20 protein-coding genes and 1 tRNA gene are annotated in these 23364 nt (G+C 68.1%); 10 read left to right on the forward strand and 11 right to left on the reverse strand.

The window, feature by feature from the left end:
• Positions 1-36 precede the first annotated feature (36 nt).
• Positions 37-849 (reverse strand): Crp/Fnr family transcriptional regulator, encoded by an 813-nt coding sequence (locus I8J34_RS08535; protein ID WP_214360975.1) that lies wholly within the window; start codon positions 847-849, stop codon positions 37-39.
• A 113-nt stretch (positions 850-962) separates the two neighbouring features.
• Here I8J34_RS08535 and I8J34_RS08540 point away from each other — a divergent pair, with 113 nt between their 5' ends.
• The 3 genes from I8J34_RS08540 (at position 963) to I8J34_RS08550 (ending at position 3042) form a co-directional block, all read left to right on the forward strand.
• Positions 963-1601: a LysE family translocator gene (locus tag I8J34_RS08540; RefSeq protein WP_214360976.1), complete on the forward strand. Its 639-nt coding sequence runs from the start codon at positions 963-965 to the stop codon at positions 1599-1601.
• A gap of 13 nt (positions 1602-1614) precedes the next feature.
• Positions 1615-2490, forward strand: coding sequence for a LysR substrate-binding domain-containing protein (locus I8J34_RS08545; protein ID WP_214360977.1), 876 nt, complete (start codon positions 1615-1617; stop codon positions 2488-2490).
• Positions 2491-2577: 87 nt separating this feature from the next.
• Positions 2578-3042, forward strand: a complete 465-nt coding sequence (locus I8J34_RS08550; RefSeq protein ID WP_214360978.1) for a hypothetical protein — start codon at positions 2578-2580, stop codon at positions 3040-3042.
• Here the strand turns inward: I8J34_RS08550 and I8J34_RS08555 are convergent, their stop codons facing one another.
• Entirely contained in the window at positions 3043-3921 is an 879-nt protein-coding gene (locus I8J34_RS08555) for a mechanosensitive ion channel domain-containing protein (protein ID WP_214360979.1), read from the reverse strand.
• 219 nt (positions 3922-4140) lie between these two features.
• On the opposite strand from I8J34_RS08555, the gene I8J34_RS08560 reads away from it, so the two are divergent.
• Positions 4141-7599, forward strand: a complete 3459-nt coding sequence (locus tag I8J34_RS08560; RefSeq protein WP_214360980.1) for a pyruvate carboxylase — start codon at positions 4141-4143, stop codon at positions 7597-7599.
• Between the two features lie 102 nt (positions 7600-7701).
• On the opposite strand, the gene I8J34_RS08565 is transcribed toward I8J34_RS08560, so the two are convergent.
• Positions 7702-9240: a glycerol-3-phosphate dehydrogenase/oxidase gene (locus tag I8J34_RS08565; protein ID WP_214360981.1), complete on the reverse strand. Its 1539-nt coding sequence runs from the start codon at positions 9238-9240 to the stop codon at positions 7702-7704.
• Complete coding sequence (glpK, locus tag I8J34_RS08570; protein ID WP_214360982.1) at positions 9230-10720, reverse strand: glycerol kinase GlpK; 1491 nt, start codon at positions 10718-10720, stop codon at positions 9230-9232. The genes I8J34_RS08565 and glpK overlap by 11 nt, the downstream gene beginning before the upstream one ends.
• A gap of 303 nt (positions 10721-11023) precedes the next feature.
• Between glpK and I8J34_RS08575 the strand changes: the two genes are divergently transcribed.
• From I8J34_RS08575 to I8J34_RS08585, 3 genes are all read left to right on the forward strand, one after another.
• On the forward strand, positions 11024-11950 hold the full coding sequence (locus I8J34_RS08575; protein WP_214360983.1) for a branched-chain amino acid transaminase: 927 nt from the start codon (positions 11024-11026) through the stop codon (positions 11948-11950).
• A 57-nt stretch (positions 11951-12007) separates the two neighbouring features.
• Positions 12008-12493 carry a ribonuclease HI family protein gene (locus I8J34_RS08580; RefSeq protein ID WP_214360984.1) on the forward strand — a complete coding sequence of 162 codons (486 nt, stop codon included), beginning with the start codon at positions 12008-12010 and terminating at the stop codon, positions 12491-12493.
• A gap of 105 nt (positions 12494-12598) precedes the next feature.
• Complete coding sequence (locus I8J34_RS08585; RefSeq protein WP_214360985.1) at positions 12599-13075, forward strand: hypothetical protein; 477 nt, start codon at positions 12599-12601, stop codon at positions 13073-13075.
• 102 nt (positions 13076-13177) lie between these two features.
• On the opposite strand, the gene I8J34_RS08590 is transcribed toward I8J34_RS08585, so the two are convergent.
• A tRNA-Ser gene (locus I8J34_RS08590) sits at positions 13178-13267 on the reverse strand.
• Between the two features lie 55 nt (positions 13268-13322).
• Positions 13323-13676, reverse strand: a complete 354-nt coding sequence (locus I8J34_RS08595) for a carboxymuconolactone decarboxylase family protein (RefSeq protein WP_230411761.1) — start codon at positions 13674-13676, stop codon at positions 13323-13325.
• 245 nt (positions 13677-13921) lie between these two features.
• Here I8J34_RS08595 and mltF point away from each other — a divergent pair, with 245 nt between their 5' ends.
• On the forward strand, positions 13922-15361 hold the full coding sequence (mltF, locus tag I8J34_RS08600; RefSeq protein WP_214360986.1) for a membrane-bound lytic murein transglycosylase MltF: 1440 nt from the start codon (positions 13922-13924) through the stop codon (positions 15359-15361).
• On the opposite strand, the gene serS is transcribed toward mltF, so the two are convergent.
• Entirely contained in the window at positions 15322-16608 is a 1287-nt protein-coding gene (serS, locus tag I8J34_RS08605) for a serine--tRNA ligase (RefSeq protein WP_214360987.1), read from the reverse strand. The genes mltF and serS overlap by 40 nt on opposite strands.
• A 220-nt stretch (positions 16609-16828) precedes the next feature.
• On the opposite strand from serS, the gene I8J34_RS08610 reads away from it, so the two are divergent.
• A complete protein-coding gene (locus I8J34_RS08610) occupies positions 16829-17092 on the forward strand; it encodes a hypothetical protein (RefSeq protein WP_214360988.1) in 264 nt (87 codons plus the stop codon).
• Between the two features lie 17 nt (positions 17093-17109).
• Here I8J34_RS08610 and I8J34_RS08615 read toward each other — a convergent pair whose 3' ends face one another.
• The 4 genes from I8J34_RS08615 to I8J34_RS08630 form a co-directional block, all read right to left on the reverse strand.
• Complete coding sequence (locus I8J34_RS08615) at positions 17110-18435, reverse strand: replication-associated recombination protein A (RefSeq protein ID WP_230411762.1); 1326 nt, start codon at positions 18433-18435, stop codon at positions 17110-17112.
• A 12-nt stretch (positions 18436-18447) separates the two neighbouring features.
• Complete coding sequence (gene lolA, locus I8J34_RS08620; protein WP_230411763.1) at positions 18448-19083, reverse strand: outer membrane lipoprotein periplasmic chaperone LolA; 636 nt, start codon at positions 19081-19083, stop codon at positions 18448-18450.
• Positions 19084-21375, reverse strand: a complete 2292-nt coding sequence (locus I8J34_RS08625) for a DNA translocase FtsK (protein WP_214360989.1) — start codon at positions 21373-21375, stop codon at positions 19084-19086.
• A 131-nt stretch (positions 21376-21506) separates the two neighbouring features.
• Positions 21507-22178, reverse strand: a complete 672-nt coding sequence (locus tag I8J34_RS08630; RefSeq protein WP_214360990.1) for a Crp/Fnr family transcriptional regulator — start codon at positions 22176-22178, stop codon at positions 21507-21509.
• 224 nt (positions 22179-22402) lie between these two features.
• Here I8J34_RS08630 and trxB point away from each other — a divergent pair, with 224 nt between their 5' ends.
• Positions 22403-23362, forward strand: coding sequence for a thioredoxin-disulfide reductase (gene trxB, locus I8J34_RS08635; protein ID WP_214360991.1), 960 nt, complete (start codon positions 22403-22405; stop codon positions 23360-23362).
• Positions 23363-23364 lie beyond the last annotated feature (2 nt).

Genomic DNA, 23364 nt, shown 5'->3' on the forward strand with positions numbered 1-23364 from the left:
CGTCCGCCACGCCCGGCGCCTCCGCGCGCCGGGCGCTCAGGCGCCATGTCCGCGCACGAAGTGGCGCAGGCCCTCCAGGTCGAGAATCTGCACCGAACCGTAGCTGACGCTCAGCAGGTGTGCAGCCGCCAGCTCGCGCAGCGCGCGGTTGGTGTTCTGACGCGACAAGCCCGACAGACGCCCGATCTCTTCCTGCGACATCTCGAGCGTCGTGCCGGTCGCCGGGTAGAGCTGGGGGTTGAACATTTCCGACAGGCAGAAGGCGACACGCACCGCGGCATCGTTGAGGCGCAGGTTCTCCACCAGCGCGACGTAGTACCCGCAGCGGATGTTCAACTGGTCGATCACGAAGCGGCTGAACGAGCGGCTGTGATCGACCAGCCATTCGAAGGTGCTGCGCGGCACGAAGGCAACCCGGCTGGCGCGCACCGCAACCACCGAATACGGCCGCGGATCGCTGCGCAACACCGCCCCTTCGCCGAACCATGCCCCCGCGGGCACGCCCGCGAAGGTCGTCGGCCGCCCGTCGCGCGAGACGGTATCCACCTTGACCAGACCCTCGATCACGCCCAGCCAGTGATCGACCGGGGTGCCGCGATGGCACACCACGGCGCCGGCCGGGAACTGCCGCTCGAAGGCCTCCTGGCGCACCCGCGCCAACGCGTCGGCGCTCAGGCCGGCCGACCAGCGCGACTGCGCGATCAGGGATTCGAATTCGGGCGACAAGGGCATCGGGCAAGCACACTCCTCGGGCAGCGGGCCGGTTCGCCGGTAGCACGAACCGCCTTGCACTATACCGCCCTCGCCCGAGGCGAAGTCGGCATCGGCGCCGCCAGTGCGCCAGGGCAACGCTTGTCGCAGCGGCCGGTCTCGCGTTAGATTCCGAAGGCATCCCGGCCGTCATGAGCGGCCGGGCCCCATGTTCGCCAGGCCATCCCGCCCGGCCGATCCCGGAGCCCCGCATGATCCCGCTGACCGACCTCCTCCTGTTTGCCGGCGCCGCCTTGCTGGTGGTGCTGACGCCCGGCCCGAACATGATCTACCTGATCTCCCGCTCGATCTGCCAGGGCCGCAAGGCCGGCGTGATTTCGCTGCTCGGTGTCATCGCCGGCTTCCTGGTGCACATGCTCGCGGCCGCCATCGGCCTCACCACCTTGTTCCTGTCGGTGCCAGTCGCCTACGAGCTGCTCAAGTGGGCCGGTGCGCTGTATCTGCTGTACCTGGCCTGGCAGGCGGTGAAGCCGGGCGCGCGCTCGCCCTTCGAGGCGCGCCAGCTGCCGGCGGATCGACCACACAAGCTGTTCCTGATGGGCTTTCTCACCAATCTGCTCAATCCCAAGATCGCGGTGTTCTACCTGTCGATCTTTCCGCAGTTCGTGTCGCCGGAGCGCGGCTCGGTGTTCGTCCAGAGCGTGGTACTCGGGGTGACGCAGATTTCGGTGAGCTTCACCGTGAACCTGGCCATCGCGCTGTCGGCTGCCGGTCTGGCGCGCTGGTTCGTGCGCCATCCGCAGTGGCTGGCGGCGCAGCGCTATGTGATGGGCAGCGTGCTGGCCGGCATGGCATTGCGCCTGGCCTCGGAGCAGCGCCGGAGCGCCTGAGCGCCCGGCCGCCATGCTCACGCTCCCGCCCCCCCATACCCTGATCGCCTTCGAGGCCGCCGCCCGCCACGGCAGCTTCCTGCGCGCGGGCGAAGAGTTGTGCATCACACCGTCGGCGGTGAGCCATCGCATCAAGGCCCTGGAGGACTGGCTGGGGCAGGCGCTGTTCCTGCGCATCAACCGGCGCATCGAACTGACACGCGCTGGCGCGGCCTATCTGGCCGAGATCCAGCCGGCGCTCCAGCGTGTCGACGCCGCCTCGCGCCAGCTGCGCCGCCAGGCCGGCCACACCTTGCGCATCAGCGTGGCGCCGGCCTTCGGCGCCAAGTGGCTGGTCGGGCGACTGGCCGGCTACCAGCAGACGCATCCGGCGCTGGAGTTCACGCTGTCGGCCTCCACCCGGCTCGACCCGATGCTCGACGGCAGCGCCGACCTCGGCCTGCGCTACGGCCGCCCGCCCTGGCCGGGCCTGAGCGCCTTCAAGCTGAGCGACGAGACGGTGGCGCCGCTGTGCACGCCGGCGCTGGCCGCCAGGCTGACGACGCCGGCCGACCTGGCCCACACCCGTCTGCTGCGCCATCCGCTGCTGCGCTGGCAGCCCTGGTTCGCCGCCGCCGGGCTCGACTGGCCGGAGCCGGACAGCGGTGCGGAGTTCGACGACGCGATGATGATGCTGGAGGCGGCCGCCGCCGGCACCGGCGTGGCGCTCAGCGTCGGCCTGCTGGCGCGCAGCTACCTGGCGGCCGGCACGCTGGTGGCGCCCTTCGACATCGCGGTGCCGGGCCAAGGCTTTTATGCGGTACTGCCGCCGGCGGCGGCCGGCCAGGCGTGGATCCGCGATTTCGTGCGCTGGCTGCAGCAGCAGGTGCGCGCACCGCAGGCGGGCTGACGCGCCATTTTCCTGCGCTGGATCAGAGCGGCGCCGCGCCGGGGGCGGCACACTGCGCGCTGTTTTCCACTGCATCGGAGCGTTTTCATGCGTTTGCTGTTCGCTGCCCTCGCCCTGGCCGTCCCCCTGACCGCTGCCGCCGCGCCAGTGGCCTGCCCGGACGCGGCCACCGTCAAACAAGTCAATGCCTGCCCGTCGATGGAAGAGCTCAAGTACACCTTCGACGGCTACTGCGGCGACAACGCCCGCCTCTACAACCCCACCGACACCACCTGCGAGACCTTCGAGAACTATCGCAAACTCAAGGACATCGCGCTGTGGGAGTCGGCCGACGGCGAGTTCGCCAACTATCTGTCCTGCGACATGGCGGCGGCGGAGATGGCCAAGGCGCGGCCGGTGAAGATCAGCGTGAGCCAGAAGAAAGGGCTCACCCTGCTGCGCTGCGACTATTCCAACGGCACCTATTTCGTGCATCGCACCCGCGCCACCTGCACGCTGCCGGCCGAGGGCGCCTGCCCCGCCGACGGCCCCTGCGTGGCCCAGTGCGAGTGATCAGTCACCAGCGCGTGTCGCCGTAGATTGGTCGGCCCCGGCGAGGGCGAACTCGCCCTGCGCCACCACGGCCAGGAAATCGGCGTTGAGCGCGCCCTGGAGCGCCAGGCTGCGCGCCGCTGGGCAGAACAGCTGGACCGAGAAGCTCAGCAGGCCGGCATCGGTACTGCCCACATGGATGACCGGGGCGGGGCCTTGCACGTCGGCCGACAGGGCCCGGTCCACCGCCACACTCACCCGCCCGGCCTCCTCGGCGAAATCCGCGCAGGCGGCACTGGCGGCCCGCGCCCACCAGGCCAGCGCCGCCTTGACGTCGATACCTGCCTCGACCGTCACCGAAAAGGCGTGCTGGACATAGTGGTGCTTGAGTCGCCCGCTGCGCACCGGGTGGCTGAGGAACAAGCTGTTGGGGATCACCACCACCTCGCCGGTGTAGCCATGGCCGCGCTCGGGCGGGGCCAGCACCAGCAGCGTGGTCGACAGCAGGTTGTAGTCACTCACCTCGCCGCGCAGACCGTTCACTTCGATCCAGTCGCCGATCGAGAACAGGCTGGCGCCGGTGCGCAGGGCAAAGCCGCTGACGCACATCAGCAACTCCTTGGTCGCCAGCACCACCGCCACGATCACCGCGGTCAGCGACAGCACCAGGTTCTGCACATGGCCCAGCCAGATCATCAACAGCGCGAAGGCCAGCGCCAGGTTGAAGGCGCTGCGCACATAGAACACCTGGCGGCGCCCCATCGCGTCGAGCACATCGGCCTTGCCCCGCACCAGACGCGTCGCCATGCGGCGCGCGGCGACGAAGACGATGAGCAACACCAGGGTCAGCGCCACGCGCGGCAGCCACTGGTCGTCGCTGAAATAGTCCTGCAGCTTCATTGGTATTGACACATTTTCGGAAAGGCCCAAGGATACCCGCTGCAACTGCCCTACGCCCAATGTAGGCTGGAAAGCATGCCGAAACAGGGGTCTACCCCGACTTGGCATCCCGCATCGAAGCGGCGATCATGACCAGAATGTTGCAGCGCAACCCTGCATTGGTACGGCGTGGCCAACCCGCCGGCCCCACCCCCTCCCCGTTTTCGACAGAGCCCCTTCATGCACCCGATCCAGAGCATCCTCGTCGCCAACCGATCCGAGATCGCCATCCGCGTGTTCCGCGCTGCCAGCGAGATGAACATCCGCACCGTGGCCATCTACTCCAAGGAAGACCGCCTCGCACTGCACCGCTTCAAGGCCGACGAGGCCTATCTGGTGGGCGAAGGCAAAGGCCCCATCGCCGCCTACCTTGACATCGCCGACATCATCCGCGTGGCCAAGGAAGCCGGCGTGGACGCCATCCACCCCGGCTACGGCCTGCTCTCCGAGAACCCGGACTTCGCCGAAGCCTGCGCGGCCGCCGGCATCCGCTTCATCGGCCCGAGCCCGGCGGCGATGCGCGAGCTGGGCAACAAGGTGGCAGCGCGCGCGCTGGCCGAGCGCGCCGGCGTGCCGGTGGTGCCGGCCACCGGCGCCCTGCCCGCCGACCTCGACGCCTGCAAGGCACAGGCCGCGGCGGTCGGCTACCCGCTGATGCTCAAGGCCAGCTGGGGCGGTGGTGGCCGCGGCATGCGCGTGGTCGAGACCGAGGCCGACCTGGCCGGCGCGCTCGAAGTGGCGCGCCGCGAGGCCGCCAGCGCCTTCGGCAACGATGAGGTGTATCTCGAAAAGCTGGTGCGTCGCGCCCGCCATGTGGAAGTCCAGGTGCTGGGCGACACCCATGGCAACCTGGTGCATCTGTTCGAGCGCGACTGTTCGGTGCAGCGACGCAACCAGAAAGTGGTCGAGCGCGCCCCGGCGCCCTACCTCGACGACGCCACGCGCAGCGCCCTGTGCGCCGACGCGCTGCGCCTGGCGCACGAAGTCGGCTACAGCCACGCCGGCACGGTCGAGTTCCTGATGGACGCCGACACCGGCGCCTATTACTTCATCGAGGTGAATCCGCGCATCCAGGTCGAGCACACCGTCACCGAAGAAGTCACCGGCATCGACATCGTCAAGGCGCAGATCCGCGTCACCGAGGGCGCACGCATCGGCGATGAGGCCAGCGGCATCCCCGCGCAGGACAAGATCCGCCTCAACGGCCACGCTCTGCAGTGCCGCGTCACCACCGAAGACCCGGAGAACGGCTTCGCCCCCGACTACGGCAAGCTCACCGCCTACCGCAGCGCCTCGGGCATGGGCGTGCGCCTCGACGGCGGCACGGCCTACGCCGGTGCGGTCATCACGCCCTACTACGACTCGCTGCTGGTCAAGGTCACCGCCTGGGGCAACACCGCGCGCGAGGCGGCCAGCCGCATGGACCGCGCGCTGCGCGAGTTCCGCATCCGCGGCGTGACCACCAACCTGGCCTTCCTCGAAAACGTGATCGGCCATCCGCAGTTCGTCTCGGGCGAGTGCATCACCCGTTTCATCGACCAGACGCCCGAGCTGTTCGAATTCACCCCGCGCCGCGACCGCGCCACCCGCCTGCTCAACTTTATCGGCGAAGTGACCGTCAACGGCAACCCCGAAATGAAAGGCCGCACCGCGCCGGCCGGCCCGCTGGCCGCGCCGATCCTGCCCAAGTGCGACCTCACCGCCGAGCCGCCCGCCGGCTCGCGCGACCGCCTCAAGACCATGGGCGCCGACGCCTTCGCCAAGTGGATGCGTGAAACGCCGCAGGTGCTGCTCACCGACACCAGCATGCGCGACGCCCACCAGTCGCTCTTCGCCACCCGCATGCGCACCCGCGACATGGTCGCCGTGGCCCCGCACTACGCCCGCCTCGCCCCCGACCTGTTCTCGATGGAGTGCTGGGGCGGCGCCACCTTCGACGTGGCGCTGCGCTTCCTCAAGGAAGACCCGTGGGCGCGCTTGGCCGAACTGCGCCAGGCCATGCCCAACCTGCTGCTGCAGATGCTGCTGCGCGCCTCCAACGCGGTGGGCTACACCAACTACCCCGACAACGTGGTGCGCCAGTTCGTGCAACGCGCCGCGGCCGGCCGTGACGGCGAAGGCGGCATCGACCTGTTCCGCGTGTTCGATTCGCTCAACTGGGTGGACAACATGCGCGTGGCCATCGACGCGGTGCGCGAGACCGGCGCGCTGTGCGAGGCGGCCATCTGCTACACCGGCGACCTCTTCGACACCGCGCGCCCCAAGTACAACCTGCAGTACTACGTGAAGATGGCCAAGGCGCTCGAAAAGGCCGGCGCCCAGATCCTCGCCATCAAGGACATGGCCGGCGTGTGCCGCCCGCGCGCCGCCAGCGCGCTGGTCAAGGCGCTGCGCGACGAAGTCGGCCTGCCGATCCACTTCCACACCCACGACACCAGCGGCATCGCCGCGGCCAGCGTGCTGGCGGCCGTGGAGGCCGGCGTGGATGCGGTCGACGGCGCGCTCGATGCGCTGTCCGGCCTCACCGCCCAGCCCAACCTCGGCTCCATCGTCGCCGCCCTGCAAGGCCATGAGCGCGACCCGGGTGTGAATCTGGCCAACCTGCAAAAGCTCTCGCGCTACTGGGAAGGCGTGCGCCGCCAGTACGCGCCCTTCGAGGCCGACATCCGCTCGGGCACCTCCGATGTCTACCTGCACGAAATGCCCGGCGGCCAGTACACCAACCTGCGCGAACAGGCCCGCGCCGTGGGCATCGACCACCACTGGCCGGAGGTCGCCCAGGCCTACGCCGAGGTCAACCTGCTGTTCGGCGACATCGTCAAGGTCACCCCCACCTCCAAGGTGGTCGGCGACATGGCGCTGTTCATGGTCACCAACGGGCTCACCACTGCCGACGTGACGGACCCCGAGCGCGACATCGCCTTCCCCGAATCGGTGGTGCAGCTGATGCGCGGCGAACTCGGCTACCCGGCCGACGGCTTCCCCGCCGCCCTGCAGGCCAAGGTGCTGGCCGGCGAGAAGCCGATGGTCGGGCGTGCCGGCGACCATCTGCCGGCGGTCGACCTGGCGGCCGCGAGCGCCGAACTGGCCAAGCTGCTCGAGCGCGACGCGACCGACGCCGAACTGGCCGCCTCGCTGATGTATCCCAAGGTCTTCCGCGACTTCGCCGCCCATGAGGCCAAGTACGGCGACGTCTCGGTGCTGCCCACGCCGGCCTTCTTCTACGGCCTGGCCGACGGCGAAGAGATCGTGGTCGACATCGACCGCGGCAAGACCCTGGTCATCCGCCTGCTCGGCCGCGCCGAATCCGACGACGGCCACATGAAGCTGTTCTTCGAACTCAACGGCCAGCCGCGCCTGATCAAGGTCCCCATCGCCGGTGTCGCCAACACCAGCGAGCGCCCCAAGGCGCAGGACGGCAACGCCGACCAGGTCGGCGCCCCCATGCCCGGCGTGATCGGCAGCATCGGCGCGCGCGAGGGCAAGCTCGTCAAACGCGGCGACACGCTGATGACGCTCGAAGCCATGAAGATGGAACTGGCCATCAAGGCCGAACGCGACGGCACCATCGGCGCCGTGCATGTGAAGCCGGGCACGCAGGTCAACGCCAAGGATCTGCTGCTCGAGTTCAAGGCCTGAGGCAGCGTGCAGACGCCTGCGGGCCTTGGCGGGTCCGCAGGCGGTGCACGGCAGATTTCAGCTTCCCGGTAGAACGCAAGCCGACCGGCAGACGACGCCCGATCAGGGGGGCGACGACATGACGGCACCCGGCAGGTAACCCACCGCCAGCGCCTCGAAGGCAGCGACCTGCGCCGCCACCCAATCCGTGTCGCACACCAGCTCATCGGCCAGGATGCGCGCCACCTCGGGCGCCGCTTCACGCGCCGCGGCGGCGTCCAGAAACAGCGCACGGCTGCGTCGCGCCAGCACGTCTTCGACGCCGAGTGCGAACTGTTCGCGCACGGCATGGCGCACCTGCGCCTCGGTCAGGGTCAGGCGCGGATGCAGGGGCTCACCCGCCAAGGGCGCGGGCTCGGCATGTAGCGGCAGATGCGCCGTCCGGCAGGCGCGTGCCGTCAGAGCACCCTCGCGTGCGGCGCGGTCGACCACCTCCTCGGCCATCTGCCGGTAGGTGGTCCATTTGCCGCCGGCGATGGTGACCAGCCCCTGCGGCGAGACGCGGATCACATGCTCGCGGGACAGCGCGCTGCGTGCGGCGTCGGGGTCGCTCGCGATGAGCGGGCGCAGCCCGGCGAAGACGCTGCGGATGTCGGCACGGGTCGGTGCGCGTTCAAGGTAGCGCGCCGCGGTGCGCAGGATGAAATCGATCTCGCCGTCGAGCGCCTGCGGCTCGAAGGGGCAGTCTTCGCGCGGGGTGTCGGTGGTGCCGAGCAGCACCTTGCCCTGCCACGGAATCATGAACAGCACCCGGCCGTCGTCGGTCTCGGGCACCAGCAGGGCCCGCTTGCCGGGCAGCCAGGCGGCATCCACCACCACATGCACACCCTGGCTGGGGGCGAGCATGGGGGGCGCCTGCGGCACCGCCATGCGGCGGATGTCGTCGACCCACACGCCGGTGGCGTTGATCACCGTGCGGGCGGTAAAGGCCAGCGCTTCGCCGGTGATCGCATCGCGCGCCCGCACCCCGGCGACGCGCCCGCCCTGCATGTCGAGGCCGGTGACCGGCGCATGGTTGAGCGCCAGCCCGCCATGGTCGAACACCGTGCGTGCCAGCGCGATGGCCAGGCCGGCGTCGTCGAATTGGCCGTCGACATACTCCACCGCACCGATCAGCCCATCGCGTCGCGCATTGGGCAGCGCCGCCACCGCATCGGCCACCGTCAGCCCGCGCACCCGGCCCAGGCCGTAGCGCCCGGCCAGCCAGGCATAGGCGGTCAGGCCGAGGCGCAGCTTGAGGCGGTCCCAGCGGCTATACACCGGCACCACGAAACGTAGCGGCTTGACCAGGTGCGGTGCGTTGCGCAGCAGGCGGGCGCGCTCGACCAGCGCCTCGCGCACCAGCCCGACCCGCCCCTGACCGAGATAGCGCACCCCGCCATGGATGAGCTTGGTGGAGCGCGAGCTGGTGCCCTTGGCGAAATCGTGGGCCTCCAGCAGCAGCGTGCGATAGCCGCGACTGGCCGCATCCACCGCCGCGCCGAGGCCGGTGGCGCCGCCGCCGATGACGATCACCTCCCAGTCGGTTTCCGACACGGCGCGCGCGAGCAGCTGCGGACGTGCCAGCGCGGCGGCGCCCAGATCGGCGTCGTCAGGCGCCATCGGCCCAGCCTCGCGCCCGCTCGACCGCCTTGTGCCAGCGCGCGCGCATCGCCTCGCGCCAGTCGGCCGAGGCGGTCGGCTCGAACACCCGGTCCACCTGCCAGTGCGCCGCCAGGGCGGCATCGTCTTCCCACACGCCGACCGCCCGGCCGGCCAGCAAGGCGGCGCCCAGCGCCGTGGTCTCGGTCTGGCGCGGGCGCAGCACCGGCACGCCGAGCAGGTCGGCCTGCAACTGCATCAGCAGGTTGTTGCGGGTCATGCCGCCGTCGACCCGCAGCTCCTTGACCTCGACCCCGTCGGCGGCCATGGCCGCGAGCAGGTCGGCGTTCTGCAGGGCCACCGCATCGAGCGCGGCGCGGGCGATATGGGCGGCGGTGGTGCCACGCGTCATGCCGAGCAAGGTGCCTCGGGCGTAGGCGTCCCAGTGCGGCGCGCCGAGGCCGGCGAAGGCCGGCACCATCACCACCTCGCCGGCGTCCGGCACGCTGGCGGCGAGCGCTTCGATCTCGTCGGCGGCGCGGATCAGCCCGAGCCCGTCGCGCAGCCACTGCACCACCGCGCCGGCCATGAAGACGCTGCCTTCGAGCAGGTAGTCGGTATGCCCGCCGCGCTGCCAGGCGATGGTGGTGAGCAGGCGGTTGTCGGAGGCCACCGCCTGGGTTCCGGTGTTGAGCGTGAGGAAGCAGCCGGTGCCGTAGGTGTTCTTGGCCATGCCGGGGCGCAGGCACAGCTGGCCGAAGGTGGCCGCCTGCTGGTCTCCGGCCACCCCGGCGATGGGGATCGCGCCACCGAACAACTCGGCGGTGGTGTGGCCGAGCACGCCGGAGGAGTCGACCACCTGCGGCAGCACCCCCGGCGGGATGTCGAGCAGCGCCAGCAGATCCTCGGCCCAGCAGCCGCGATGGATGTCGTAGAGCATGGTGCGCGCCGCGTTGCTGGCGTCGGTCACATGCCGCGCGCCGCCGGTGAGCTGCCAGATCAGCCAGCTGTCGATGGTGCCGAAGGCCAACTCGCCGGCCTCGGCCCGCGCGCGCGCGCCGGGCACGGTGTCGAGCAGCCAGGCCAGCTTGGTGGCCGAGAAGTAGGCATCGAGCTCCAACCCGGTGCGCGCGCGGATCAGGGGCGCATGGCCGGCCGCACGCAGGGCATCGCAGCGCGCGGCGGTACGGCGGTCCTGCCAGACGATGGCCGGTGCCAGCGGCTGGCCGGTGCTACGGTCCCACAGCACGGTGGTCTCGCGTTGGTTGGTGAGGCCGATGGCGCGCACCTGCGCGGCCGCCACGCCGGCCTCTTGCAGCACCTGCTGCGCGCAGGCCAGCTGAGTGCGCCAGATCTCCATCGCGTCATGCGCGACCCAGCCGGGCTGCGGAAAATGCTGGGTGAATTCGCGCTGGGCCTGCGCGCACACCTGGGCGCGGGCATCGAACAGCATCGCGCGGGAGCTGGTCGTGCCCTGGTCGAGGGCGAGCAGATAGTCCATGAGGCAGATCCTTTGCGGCAAAGGCATCACCGCGACATGTGCATGTGCGCCCCCGACGATAGCCGATTCGACCGCCGGGCGGAACCGGCCCCGGCGGCGTCGCATGAATTTGGCTCACCTATCACCCAGCCGTTTTCGTTTGATGCCCGGCCCCACCGGGCCGCATCCTGAGCGCATCCCTTCTCCGCCCGGAGACGCCCCGCCCACCCGGCCATCGGCACCCCTCCCGGCCCCGCGCACCGCACAACGGACGTCCTGCCGGCAGGCTTGCCGGTTCATTCAACGTATTTGAGGACGCACATCATGAGTATGGAAAACCGCGACGGCTGGATCTGGATGGACGGGCAATGGACGCCCTGGCGCGACGCCCGGGTGCACGCCATGACCCACACCCTGCACTACGGCCTGGGCTGCTTCGAGGGCATCCGCGCCTACGCCACCGGCCAGGGCCCGGCCATCTTCCGGCTGGACGAACACATCGAGCGCCTGTTCGACTCGGCCAAGATCCTCGGACTCGACATGCCCTACGACCCACCCACCCTGCGCCAGGCCTGCATCGACGCCATCGGCAAGAACGGGCTGGAGAGCGGCTACATCCGCCCGCTGGTGTTCCTCGGCGCCGAAAAGGCCGGCGTCGATCCGGTCGGCACCGAGGTGCACGTGATGATCGCCGCCTGGGCCTGGGGCGCCTACCTGGGCGACGACGGCATGGACAAGGGCATCCGCGTCAAGGTGGCGAGCTTCGCGCGCCATCATGTGAACGTGCAGATGTGCCGCGCCAAGTCGGTGTCGACCTACACCAACTCCATCCTCGCCTGCCGCGAGGCCCGGCAGGAGGGCTATGACGAGGCGCTGCTGCTCGACACCGACGGTTTTGTCGCCGAAGGGCCGGGCGAGAACGTGTTCGTGGTCAAGCGCGGCACGCTCTACGAGCCGGAGATCACCTCCGCGCTCGACGGCATCACCCGCCGCACCATCCACGCGCTGGCCGCCGACGCGGGCTATACGATCGAGGCACGCCGCATCACGCGCGACGAGCTGTACGTGGCCGACGAAGTTTTCTTCACCGGCACCGCCGCCGAAGTCACTCCGGTGGTGGAGGTTGACCGCCGCCGTGTCGGCGCCGGCACGCCCGGCCCGATCACGCGGGAGTTGCAGCGCCGCTTCTTTGCCACCGTGCGCGGCGAAGACACGCAGCACGCCGACTGGCTGACGCCCTGCCGAGCGTGACGCCGCCGGGCCGGCGGTGGCAAGATGGGCGCTCGCCCCGTCCATCGAGCCATCGCCTTGCCCGCTGACCCACCGCCCGACTCGCCGACCTGCTGGCACGCCTGGTTCGACGGTGCCGCCTCGCCCAACCCCGGCCGACTCGGCCTCGGCGTGGTGCTGCAGTCGCCCGAAGGCGCGCTGACCGAAGTGTCCACCCGCGGCGAAGGCACCGGCTGCAGCAACGAAGCCGAGTTGCATGCCCTGCGCACCGCCCTTGAACACGCCCACGCCGCCGGTGCCCGTCGCCTCGTTCTCACCGGCGACAGCGACTTCGCCGTGCGCCATGGCGCCGGCCTCGACCACACCGCCGTGCCGCGCCTCGCCGCACTGATCGCCCAGGTGCAGGCCTGGGCCGCACGCTTCGAGCAACTCGAATGGCGCTGGGTGCCCCGGCATCGTAATCAAGTGGCCGATCGCCTCTCGCGCCAGGCCCTCGGCCTGCCGCCAAAACCGGCGCCGCATCCGGGCAAGCGGCGAACCGCCCAAGGCCACACCGGGCGCTGACCTGCACCACCGCCGACACGGCTTTTTCGCCAGCGGGTGCAATCCGCCACGCCAAGCGGGCCGGGTCAGCCCATAGAATGCGGTTTTCAAAGGAGGAGACTGGCCGTGAACATCCGTGGCGTCTTCCATGCCTTGCCGCCTAGCGTGTTTGGCAGCCGCATCCGTACCCGCGACGATCTGGCCGCCTTCGTGCGCGGCACGCATGCCATCGCCGCCAGCGACCGCCTCGACATCGCCGACGCCGCCGACGGTCTCACCGCCTTGTGCGAGCGCCTCGAACTGCATGGCGCCATGGGCCGGCAGCCCCTCGCCATCCCCGGCACCGTCACCGCCGACTACCTCCCCGCCTATCGACTGCCGGCGCTGGCCGATCGCATCGACGCGGTCACCCCCGGCACGTTGGCCGCTGCCATCGGCAGCCTCGGCACCCATCCGCTCGCCCGGGACTCGCACTGGATCGCCGACAAGGGCGGGCTGGCACGCCTGTTCCTGCAGCTCAAGCGTTTCCATCGGAACTGCGCCACGCAGCGCGCGGATGTGCTGTTCGTCCAACACGCGGCCCCGGACGGCGCCGAGGGCTGATGCCCGCCGACCGCGATCGGGCAGATCGGCGGCGGGCGTGTTTTGCGGGGCGCGACCCACAAAACAAAAGAGCCCTTGAAGATCAAGGGCTCAAAAGAATTCTGGCGGAGAGGGAGGGATTCGAACCCTCGGTACGCTTGCACGTACGCCTGATTTCGAGTCAGGTACATTCGACCACTCTGCCACCTCTCCGCTCGAAGGACGGCATTATAGAAAGGTTCTTGAAAAAAAGCACCTCCAAACGATCTTATTCGCTCTTCGGCAGCATCTCGTCGTAGGCGCGCACGGCTTCGGCGGCGTACATCAGGGTCGGGCCGCCGCCCATGTAGGTGCAGATGGCGAGGGTTTCCATCAGTTGCTCGCGGGTCACGCCGAGACGGATCAAGGCCTTCACGTGGTAGCCGATGCACGCATCGCAGCGCGACGAGATGCCGATGGCCAGGGCGATCAGCTCCTTGTGCAAGGCGCTGATGCTCCCTTCGGCCAACGCCGCCCGAGCCATCGCCGAGAAGCCTTTCATGGTGTCCGGAACTTCCTTGTGCATGGCCTCGAGGCCACGAGACACGTCGCTGGTGATCTGCTTGAAGGATTTGCTGCCCACGGGTCGACTCCGTAAATAAGATTATTCGAATATTCATTCTATCGAATTTCTTGAAGAAACGTACCTGTACGTATGGTCTACGTCGCGCCACCGGCCCGCGGACCGACCGGGTCACGACCGCACTTGCGAACCCGTCGTCATGGCCAGCCGTCGCCCGACCGACCGGAAGGAAAACTTGATGTAGCCGATTTGCGGCATCCGGCGCCTGCGGCGACAATCGGCGAGCCCGTTTCGGAATCCGTCGTATGCGCACGCTCCTCGTCCTGCTGATGGCTGTTCTCTTGACCGGATGCCCGCGCGGCGAGGCCCCGGTGATCGTCGATTTCCGGACCCTCGGCGAGCTGCGCGTGGCCACCCGTGTCGACGCCATCAGCTACCGCACCGACGCCGACGGCAGCAGCGGTGGCTTCGAGCACGACTTGCTGCTGGAGCTTGGCAACGAGCTGGGCGTACCGGTGAGGTTCATCATCTACCCCAGTGCGGCGCGGGCGCTGGAAGCGGTCCAGCGCGGCGACGCCCACTTGGCGGCCGCGGCCCTGGGGCGCAACGACAAAACCCGCCATGTGCGCTGGTCGCCGATCGTGCGGGACATGAAACTGCTGATCGCCGGTACCACCACGACCGCCGGCACCGTCCAGTCATTGCAGGATCTGGCGGGCAAGAGCGTCACCGCACGCCAGGGCACGCTGGCGGCGCGACGCTTGCGCGAACTGCAACGTCAGGTGCCGACGATGCGCATCAACACGGTGGCGGGGCGGCCGGACCAGACCCTGCTGAGCGCCGTGGCCGACGGCCGTATCGCCCTGCTCGCCACGGACGAGGCCAATCTGGCGCTGGCCGCCGAGTTGCGCCCGGAGCTGCAGTCGATCCACGATCTGCCCGGCACCGCGGCCATGGCCTGGGCGCTGCCGGAGACCGGCGCCCCCGAGCTCTACGAGGCCGTGACCCATTTTCTTTTCCGCGCCCATGAAGACAACACCATCGCGCGCCTGGAGGATCGCTACCTGGGGCACATCCAGCGTCTGAGCAGCATCGACATCGCCGCATTCGTCGATCGCATCCAGACCCGCCTGCCACGCTACCGCGGGCTGTTCGAGCAGGCCGGCACCAAGACCGGGCTGGACTGGCGGCTGCTGGCCGCCATCGGCTACCAGGAGTCGCAGTGGGACCCCTTCGCCATCTCGCCCACTGGCGTGCGTGGTCTGATGATGCTCACCGAGGAGACGGCGACGCGGATGGGCGTGCACGACCGCCTCGACCCGGCCCAGAGCATTCTGGGTGGTGCGCGCAACTTCAAGCTGATGCTCGAATCGATCGACGAGCAAGTGGCCGAACCGGATCGTACCTGGATGGCGGTGGCCGCCTACAACCTGGGGCTGGGCCACCTGCGCGGTGCGCGCCAGATTGCAAAGAGCCTTGGCCGCGACAACCTCAACTGGGTCTCCATGCGCGCAGTGCTGCCCTTGATGTCGCGCCCCAGCTTTGCGCGACGCCTGAAGGCCGGGCCGGCGCGTGGCGGCGAGGCGGTGCACATGACCGAAAACGTGCGTGCCTACTATGACATCCTGCGCCGCCTCGATATCGCCACCGCCGATGGCACCGAGGCGGTCCTGCCGCCAAGCACGCCGATGCCCAACCGCGGCGCTCAGGGCGCGGTGGTCAACACCTCGAGCCCGCCCATGTAAGGACGCAGCACGGTCGGCACCACCACCGATCCGTCGGCCTGCTGGTAGTTCTCGAGCACCGCCACCAGCGTCCGCCCCACGGCCAGACCGGAGCCGTTGAGGGTGTGCAACAGGCCCTTCTTGCCTTGCGCATCCTTGAAACGCGCCTGCATGCGGCGCGCCTGGAAGGGCCCGCAGTTGGAGCAGGACGAAATCTCGCGATAAGTGCCCTGCGCCGGCAGCCACACTTCGAGGTCATAGGTCTTGGTCGCGGCAAAGCCCATGTCGCCGGTGCACAGCACGATCTTGCGATAGGGCAGCTCGAGCTTTTGCAGGATGGCCTCGGCATGGCCGGCCAGTTCCTCCAGCGCGGCGGCGGAGTTGTCGGGATGCTCGATGCGCAGCAGCTCGACCTTGTCGAACTGATGCTGACGGATCATGCCGCGGGTATCGCGCCCGTAGGAGCCGGCCTCGGAGCGGAAGCACGGCGTGTGGCAGACGAACTTGAGCGGCAGGGTCTCGGCCGCGATCATTTCACCGCGCACGATGTTGGTGACCGGCACTTCCGAGGTCGGGATCAGGTAGAACTTGCTGCCGTCGGCCTTGGGCACCGAAAACAGATCTTCTTCGAACTTCGGCAGCTGGCCGGTACCGAACATGCTTTCGGCGTTCACCAGATAGGGCGAATAGAGCTCGGTATAGCCGTGGTCAGCGATATGGGTGTTGAGCATGAACTGCGCCAGCGCCCGATGCAGCCGGGCCACGCCGCCGCGCATCATGGCGAAGCGCGCGCCGGAAATCTTGGCCGCGGTTTCGAAGTCCAGCCCGCCCAGGCCGGCGCCGATGTCGACATGGTCCTTGACCTCGAAATCGAACTGGCGCGGCGTGCCCCAGCGCGACACCTCGACATTGGCCGACTCGTCCGTGCCGGTCGGCACATCCTCGGCCGGCAGGTTGGGCAAGGCCGCCATGAAGGCGTCGATACGCGCCAGCAGCACCGCCAGCGCTTGCTCGTTGGCCTTGAGTTCGTCGCCGATGCCGCCGACCTCGGCCAGCACGGCGGAGGCATCCTCGCCCTTGCCCTTGAGCATGCCGACCTGCTTGGACAGCGTGTTGCGCCGGGCCTGCAGCTCCTGGGTGCGCGTCTGGAGCGCTTTGCGCTCGGCCTCCAGCGCATTGAAGGTGGCGGTGTCGAGCGTCACCCCGCGGCTGGTCAGCACAGCGGCCACGGTATCGATGTCGGAGCGAAGTTGTTGGATGTCGAGCATGTCGAAAGCCCGCCCTCAAGGGGATCGGGCGCCAAAAGAGAAACGCCTATTCTAAACCGCTGCGTCGCACCATTGAAGGGTGCTATGAAAGGAAACAAACCGAGAGAAAAACGGAATTTGCCAAGTCCGATTCCCGGCTTATCCTGAGAAAACAAGACACATAAAACAGATGGGGTCAGATCAAAAAGAACCCATCGAAAAGGACCGGAGGAGAACCACCATGCTATCGATTCGCGATTGCCTGGATTACTGCGATTTGACCGACGACGAAGTCGCCCTGATCGCAGAACACGAAGGCATTCCAGACGTGGCCGCTGCCCAGGTGGCATGCGGCTTGGTGCAGACGCCCGAGGGCACGCTGCTCATGACCCGCTACATGACCGATCTGCTCGAACGCGCCGAACGGGCGGGTGAGCAGGACAAGGCGACCCGCGCACGGGCCGTGATCGCACGCTTCAGCGCCGACCACCCGCTCGCCCACTGAGCACTACAGGCGTCACGTCAGCCGCGCGGCCGTTTGGCGGCGCGCTGGTCGAGTGCGCGCAGGCTGTCGAGCTTCTCGCGAATCCGCGCCTCCATACCGCGATCGGTGGGCTGGTACCAGTGCGTGGCGTCGACGCCATCGGGCAGATAGCGCTCGCCGGCGGCATAGCCCTCGGCCTCGTCATGCGCGTAGCGATAGCCTTCGCCATGGCCCATCGATTTCATCAGCTTGGTCGGTGCATTGCGCAGATGCATCGGCACCGGCCGTGAGCCGTCTTCGGCAATGAAGCGGCGCACCGCCTTGTAGGCGGTATAGACCGCATTGGACTTGGCCGCGCAGGCCAGAAACACGGTGGCTTGCGCCAGCATCAGTTCGCCCTCGGGCGAGCCCAGGCGCTCGTACGCGGCGCAGGCCTGCAGCGTCATCTCCAGCGCGCGCGGGTCGGCCAGGCCGATGTCTTCGCTCGCCATGCGCACCAGGCGCCGGCCAATGTAGCGCGGGTCGGCGCCACCGTCGAGCATGCGGCACAGCCAGTACAGGGCGGCATCCGGGTCCGAGCCGCGCACCGATTTGTGCATGGCCGAGATCTGGTCGTAGAAGGCGTCGCCGCCCTTGTCGAAACGCCGCAGGTTGCGCGACAGCGCCTGATCGACGAACTCGGCCGAGACCGGATTGACACCGGCCGTCTGCGCCGCGACCACCAGTTGTTCGACCAGCCCGATCAGCCGCCGCCCATCGCCGTCGGCAAAGCCGATCAGCCGGTCGCGAGCTGCGTCGTCGATCGCCAGTGCGGCGTCGGCGGTGCTGCGGGCGCGTTCGAACAGCACCTTCAGCTCGGCCTCGTCGAGCGACTTGAGGACATACACCGCGGCCCGCGACAACAGCGCCGCGTTGACCTCGAAGGACGGGTTCTCGGTGGTGGCGCCGATGAAGGTCAGCAGCCCCTGCTCGACGAAAGGCAGGAAGGCGTCCTGCTGGGCCTTGTTGAAGCGGTGCACCTCATCGACGAAGAGAATCGTGTGGCGCCCGCGCTCGCGCGCCATCTGCGCCCGCTGCACGGCCTCGCGGATGTCCTTGACGCCCGAGAACACGGCCGACAAGGCGATGAAATCTGCCTCGAAGGCCTCGGCCATCAGCCGCGCCAGCGTGGTCTTGCCGACGCCGGGCGGGCCCCACAGGATCATCGAGTGCAATCGCCCAGAGGCAAAGGCCAGCCGCAGCGGCTTGCCCTCGCCCAGCAGATGCGCCTGACCGACCACCTCGTCCAGCGTCGCCGGGCGCAGGCGCTCGGCCAGCGGGACACTACCCGAAGGCGTGTCGGCGAACAGGTCTCCCGAGCTCACCGCAACGGCCGCTTACTCGCCGACCACGTCGACGCCGGCTGGCGGCGTGAAGCTGAACAGGTCGGCCGCGAGCGTGGGATTGGTCTTGAACTCGGTGAAACGCAGCACGGTGGTCTGGCCGAAGTTGTCCTGGATCTCCATGGCGGCCAGGCGTCCGTCGGCAAAGCCCATCTTCATGCGCTCGAAGCTGCTGTCGGCGGCGCGCGGCGTGGCCACGGCCCAGTCGAGCTCGTTCATCCGGCCGCCGTCTTCGAGGGTGAAATTCTTGTCGAGATCGCCGTTGCCGGCCAGGATGGCGGCCGGCGTCGCCCCCAGGGCGTCGCCCAGGGTCTTGACCGTCACCTGTTGCAGCTCCGGATCGTAAGACCACAGCTTCTTGCCGTCGCCCACCAGCAACTGGCGATAGGGTTTGGCGTATTCCCAGCGGAACTTGCCGGGGCGCTCGAAGGCGAAATGCCCCTCCGACTGCTCGCCGCGGCCACCGTTCTGGCGATACACCGCCTGCACGAACTGTCCTTCGGCACGCGCCGTCTGCTGCACGAAACGCTTGAGCAGCGCTACGCCGGACTCGGCCCACACCGCCGTCGACAGCCCGAACGCCAGCACGGCGACGAGCCCGCGGCTCATGCCCTTTCTTGCCTGTTTCAATCAGCTCTCCTCGCGCACCGGCGCCAGCACTTCGCGGTTGCCGTTGCTCCCCATCGGAGACACCAGCCCGGAACGTTCCATTTGTTCGATCAGTCGGGCCGCCCGGTTGTAGCCGATGCGCAGATGCCGTTGCACCAGCGAAATCGAGGGGCGGCGGGTTTTGACCACCACTTCGACCGCCTGGTCGTACAAAGGATCCGCCTCCATGTCCTCGCCGTCGCCGCTCGACAGGCCGTCACCGGATTCCTCCTGCGCATCGAGGATGCCTTCGACATAGTCGGGCGCACCCTGCTTCTTGAGGAACTCGACCACCGTGTGCACTTCGTCGTCAGCGACGAAGGCGCCATGCACCCGCATCGGCAGACCGGTGCCGGGCGGCAGGTAGAGCATGTCGCCCATACCCAGCAGGCTTTCGGCGCCCATCTGGTCGAGGATGGTGCGCGAATCGATCTTGGACGACACCTGGAAGGCCATGCGGGTCGGGATGTTGGCCTTGATCAGGCCGGTGATCACGTCCACCGAGGGGCGCTGGGTGGCCAGGATGAGGTGGATGCCCGCCGCCCGCGCCTTCTGCGCCAGACGGGCGATCAGCTCTTCGACCTTCTTGCCGACCACCATCATCATGTCGGCCAGCTCGTCGACCACCACCACGATATGCGGCAGGGTTTCGAGCGGCTCGGGGTTGTCCGGGTTGATGGCGAAGGGGTTGGTCAGCGGCTTGTCGGCCTTCTTCGCCTCACTCACCTGCTTGTTGAAACCGGCCAGATTGCGCACGCCGACGGCGGCCATCAGCTTGTAGCGTTTTTCCATCTCCGCCACGCACCAGTTGAGCGCGTTGGAGGCATGCTTCATGTCGGTGACCACCGGCGCCAGCAGGTGCGGGATGCCCTCGTACACCGACAGTTCGAGCATCTTCGGGTCGACCATGATCAGCCGCACCTTGTCCGGCTCGCTCTTGTAGAGCAGCGACAGGATCATGGCGTTGATGCCCACCGACTTGCCCGAGCCGGTGGTGCCGGCCACCAGCAGATGCGGCATCTTGCCCAGGTCGGCCACCACCGGGTTGCCGGAAATGTCCTTGCCCAGGCCCATGGTCAGCGGCGAGTGCATATCGTGATAGGCCTTGGAGCCGAGAATCTCCGACAGGCGCACGGTCTGGCGCTTGGGGTTGGGCAACTCGAGCGCCATGCATGATTTGCCCGGCACGGTCTCGACCACGCGGATGGAGATCAGCGACAGCGCACGCGCCAGATCCTTGGCCAGATTGACCACTTGCGAGCCCTTCACGCCGGTGGCCGGCTCGAACTCGTAGCGGGTGATGACCGGGCCCGGATAGGCGGCGATGACCTTCACCTCGACACCGAAGTCGGCCAGCTTCTGCTCGATGAACCGCGAGGTGAATTCCAGCGTCTCGGCGCTCGGCGGCGTCACATCCTGCGAGGCCTCGTCGAGCAACGAGACCGGCGGCAAGGCGCCATCGCCGGCCTCGCCGAAGAGATTCTGCTGGCGCTCTTTCTGCACCCGCTCGGACGGCACCACCACGGCCATGGCCGGTTCGATGCGCACCGGCGGCGCCGGCGTGCGCACCGCCTTTTCGCGCCGCGTCTTGACCACCGCCTCGCGTTTTTGCGCCAGCTCGCGCCCGGCACGGCGGTCGCGCCAGGCCTGCGTGGCACGTTGGAAGGCCTGCCAGCTCTGCTCCAGCCACAAGCCCAGCCGCTCGGTCGCCGACAACCAGGAGATGCCGGTAAACAAACTCAGGCCACCAGCGATCAAGGCCAACAAGACCAGTGTGCCGCCGGTAAAGCCCAGGTAGCGCAGCGCCGCGGCGCCGAGCTCGGTGCCGAGCAGCCCGCCGGGCGCCAGCGGCAGGCCGGCACCGGTGGAGTGGAAACGCAGGGATTCGAGCGCGGCACTCGACAGCAGCACCGTCAGGAAACCGGCCATGACGATGAAGAAGGAGCGCTTGTCGGCGTTGAACTCATGGCGGAAGCGACGGAAGCCCCAGGCGATGCCATAGCCGAGGAAAATCACCAGCCACCAGGCCGAGCCGCCGAGCAGGTAAAGCAGCACATCGGCCAGCCAGGCACCGAAGCGCCCGCCGGGATTGGTCACCCGCGCCACTTCGGTGGCATGCGACCAACCCGGATCGGCCTTGTTGTAGCCGAGCAGAATCATCGCCACGTAGATGGACACGACGCCCAGTACGATCCAGCGGGTTTCCTGGAGCAGATGGGCAATACGCTCAGGCAAAGGCTGATTGCGGGAACGGGTTTGAGACGAAGACGCCATGGGAGGGCACACACACGCTGCGCGACGCAGCGGCCAGAAGACACTGGCGCATTATACGAAAATGGCCCGCCCTCTGCGGCAGGCCACACGAATCCGGCACCGAGCGTCGGGCCGGTGGCGCAACGATGGAATCAGAGTTCCTGGATACGATCGCGCAGGATGATGCCGCGCGGCGTCTCCTCGATCAGGCCCTGCAGGCCCAGATCCTTCATGACACGACTGACCATCTCGCGCGAGGCGCCGATCATCTTGGCAATGTCCTGTTTCGATATCTTGCGCACCACGATCATCTCGCCGTCGTGTTCCTCGCCCATTTCGAGCAGCAGATGCGCCACCCGGCCATACACATCCATCAGCGCCAGGCTTTCGATCTTGCGGTCGGCGTTGCGCAGGCGCTCGGCCAGATTGCTCATGATGCGCCAGGCGATATCGAAATCGTCGCGCATCAGCTGCTTGAAATCGTGCTTGGAGATCATCACCAGGTCGGAAGGCATCACCGCCACCACCGACGCCGAGCGCGGCTGCTCGTCGAACATGCCCATCTCGCCGAACAGCTCGCCCTGGCCGAGGATGGTCAGGATCACTTCGCGGCCGTCTTCGTCGCTGACCAGCACCTTGAGGCTGCCGGTGAGCACGAAATACACGTAATCCGGCGCGTCGCCGGCATGCACCACCGCCTGGCCGCGTGGCACGCGCCGCATCATGGCACAGCGCGCCACGCTGTTCAGGCGGTCGTCGCCGAGCCCCTGAAACAACGGAAAAGTTCGCAATGCAATCGGTGAAACCGCGGCCGTCTGGACCATACAACGCTCCTGTCGCAAAAGCAGCACCGGCACCAAGCCCCTGAGAATGCGGACGATTCGCGGCTACCGGGCAACCGAGACACTATCACGTTCTCATAGAAACGTAACGCCCCCCGCAGTACGCCCAGGCTATCGCCGCGATACATACGCTTGAAATGCCCCGGCGCCGGCTCCAGTTATAATCGGCCGCGAACCTCCTTCCACCACCGAAAAGATCCCAAACCATGAGCACCCGTCACGAAAAACTCCTCATCCTCGGTTCCGGCCCGGCCGGCTACACCGCCGCCGTCTATGCCGCCCGCGCCAACCTCAAGCCAGTGCTGATCACCGGCATGGCCCAGGGCGGCCAGCTGATGACCACCACCGATGTGGACAACTGGCCGGCCGATGCCGACGGCGTGATGGGGCCGGATCTGATGGCGCGCTTCCAGAAGCATGCCGAGCGTTTCGACACCGAAATGGTGTTCGACCACATCCACACCACGCATCTGCACGAGAAGCCGATCCGCCTGGTCGGCGATCAGGGCGAGTACACCTGCGATGCGCTGATCATCGCCACCGGCGCCACCGCCAAGTACATCGGCCTGCCCTCCGAGGAGGCTTTCATGGGTAAAGGCGTGTCGGCCTGCGCCACCTGCGACGGTTTCTTCTATCGCAACAAGCCGGTGGCGGTCATCGGCGGCGGCAACACCGCGGTCGAAGAAGCGCTGTATCTGGCCAACATCGCCAGCAAGGTCACGCTGGTGCATCGCCGCGACACATTCCGCGCCGAGAAGATCCTGATCGACAAGCTGATGGCGCGCGTCGACGAAGGCAAGATCGAGCTCAAGCTGTTCGCCACGCTCGACGAGGTACTGGGCGACAACATGGGCGTAACCGGTATGCGCATCCGCAACGTGCAGACCGACGCCACCGAAGACATCGAACTGATGGGCGTGTTCATCGCCATCGGCCACAAACCGAACACCGACATCTTCGCCGGCCAGCTGGAGATGGAAGGCGGCTACATCGTCACCTTCGGTGGCCGCGAAGGCAACGCCACGGCCACCAGCGTGCCGGGCGTGTTCGCCGCCGGCGACGTGCAGGACCACATCTACCGCCAGGCCGTCACCAGTGCCGGCACCGGCTGCATGGCCGCGCTCGACGCCGAGCGCTACCTCGACAGCCTGAGCGTGGCGGGCTGAGG

It is taken from the genome of Denitromonas iodatirespirans (assembly GCF_018524365.1).
In the GTDB taxonomy this organism is placed as follows: domain Bacteria; phylum Pseudomonadota; class Gammaproteobacteria; order Burkholderiales; family Rhodocyclaceae; genus Nitrogeniibacter; species Nitrogeniibacter iodatirespirans.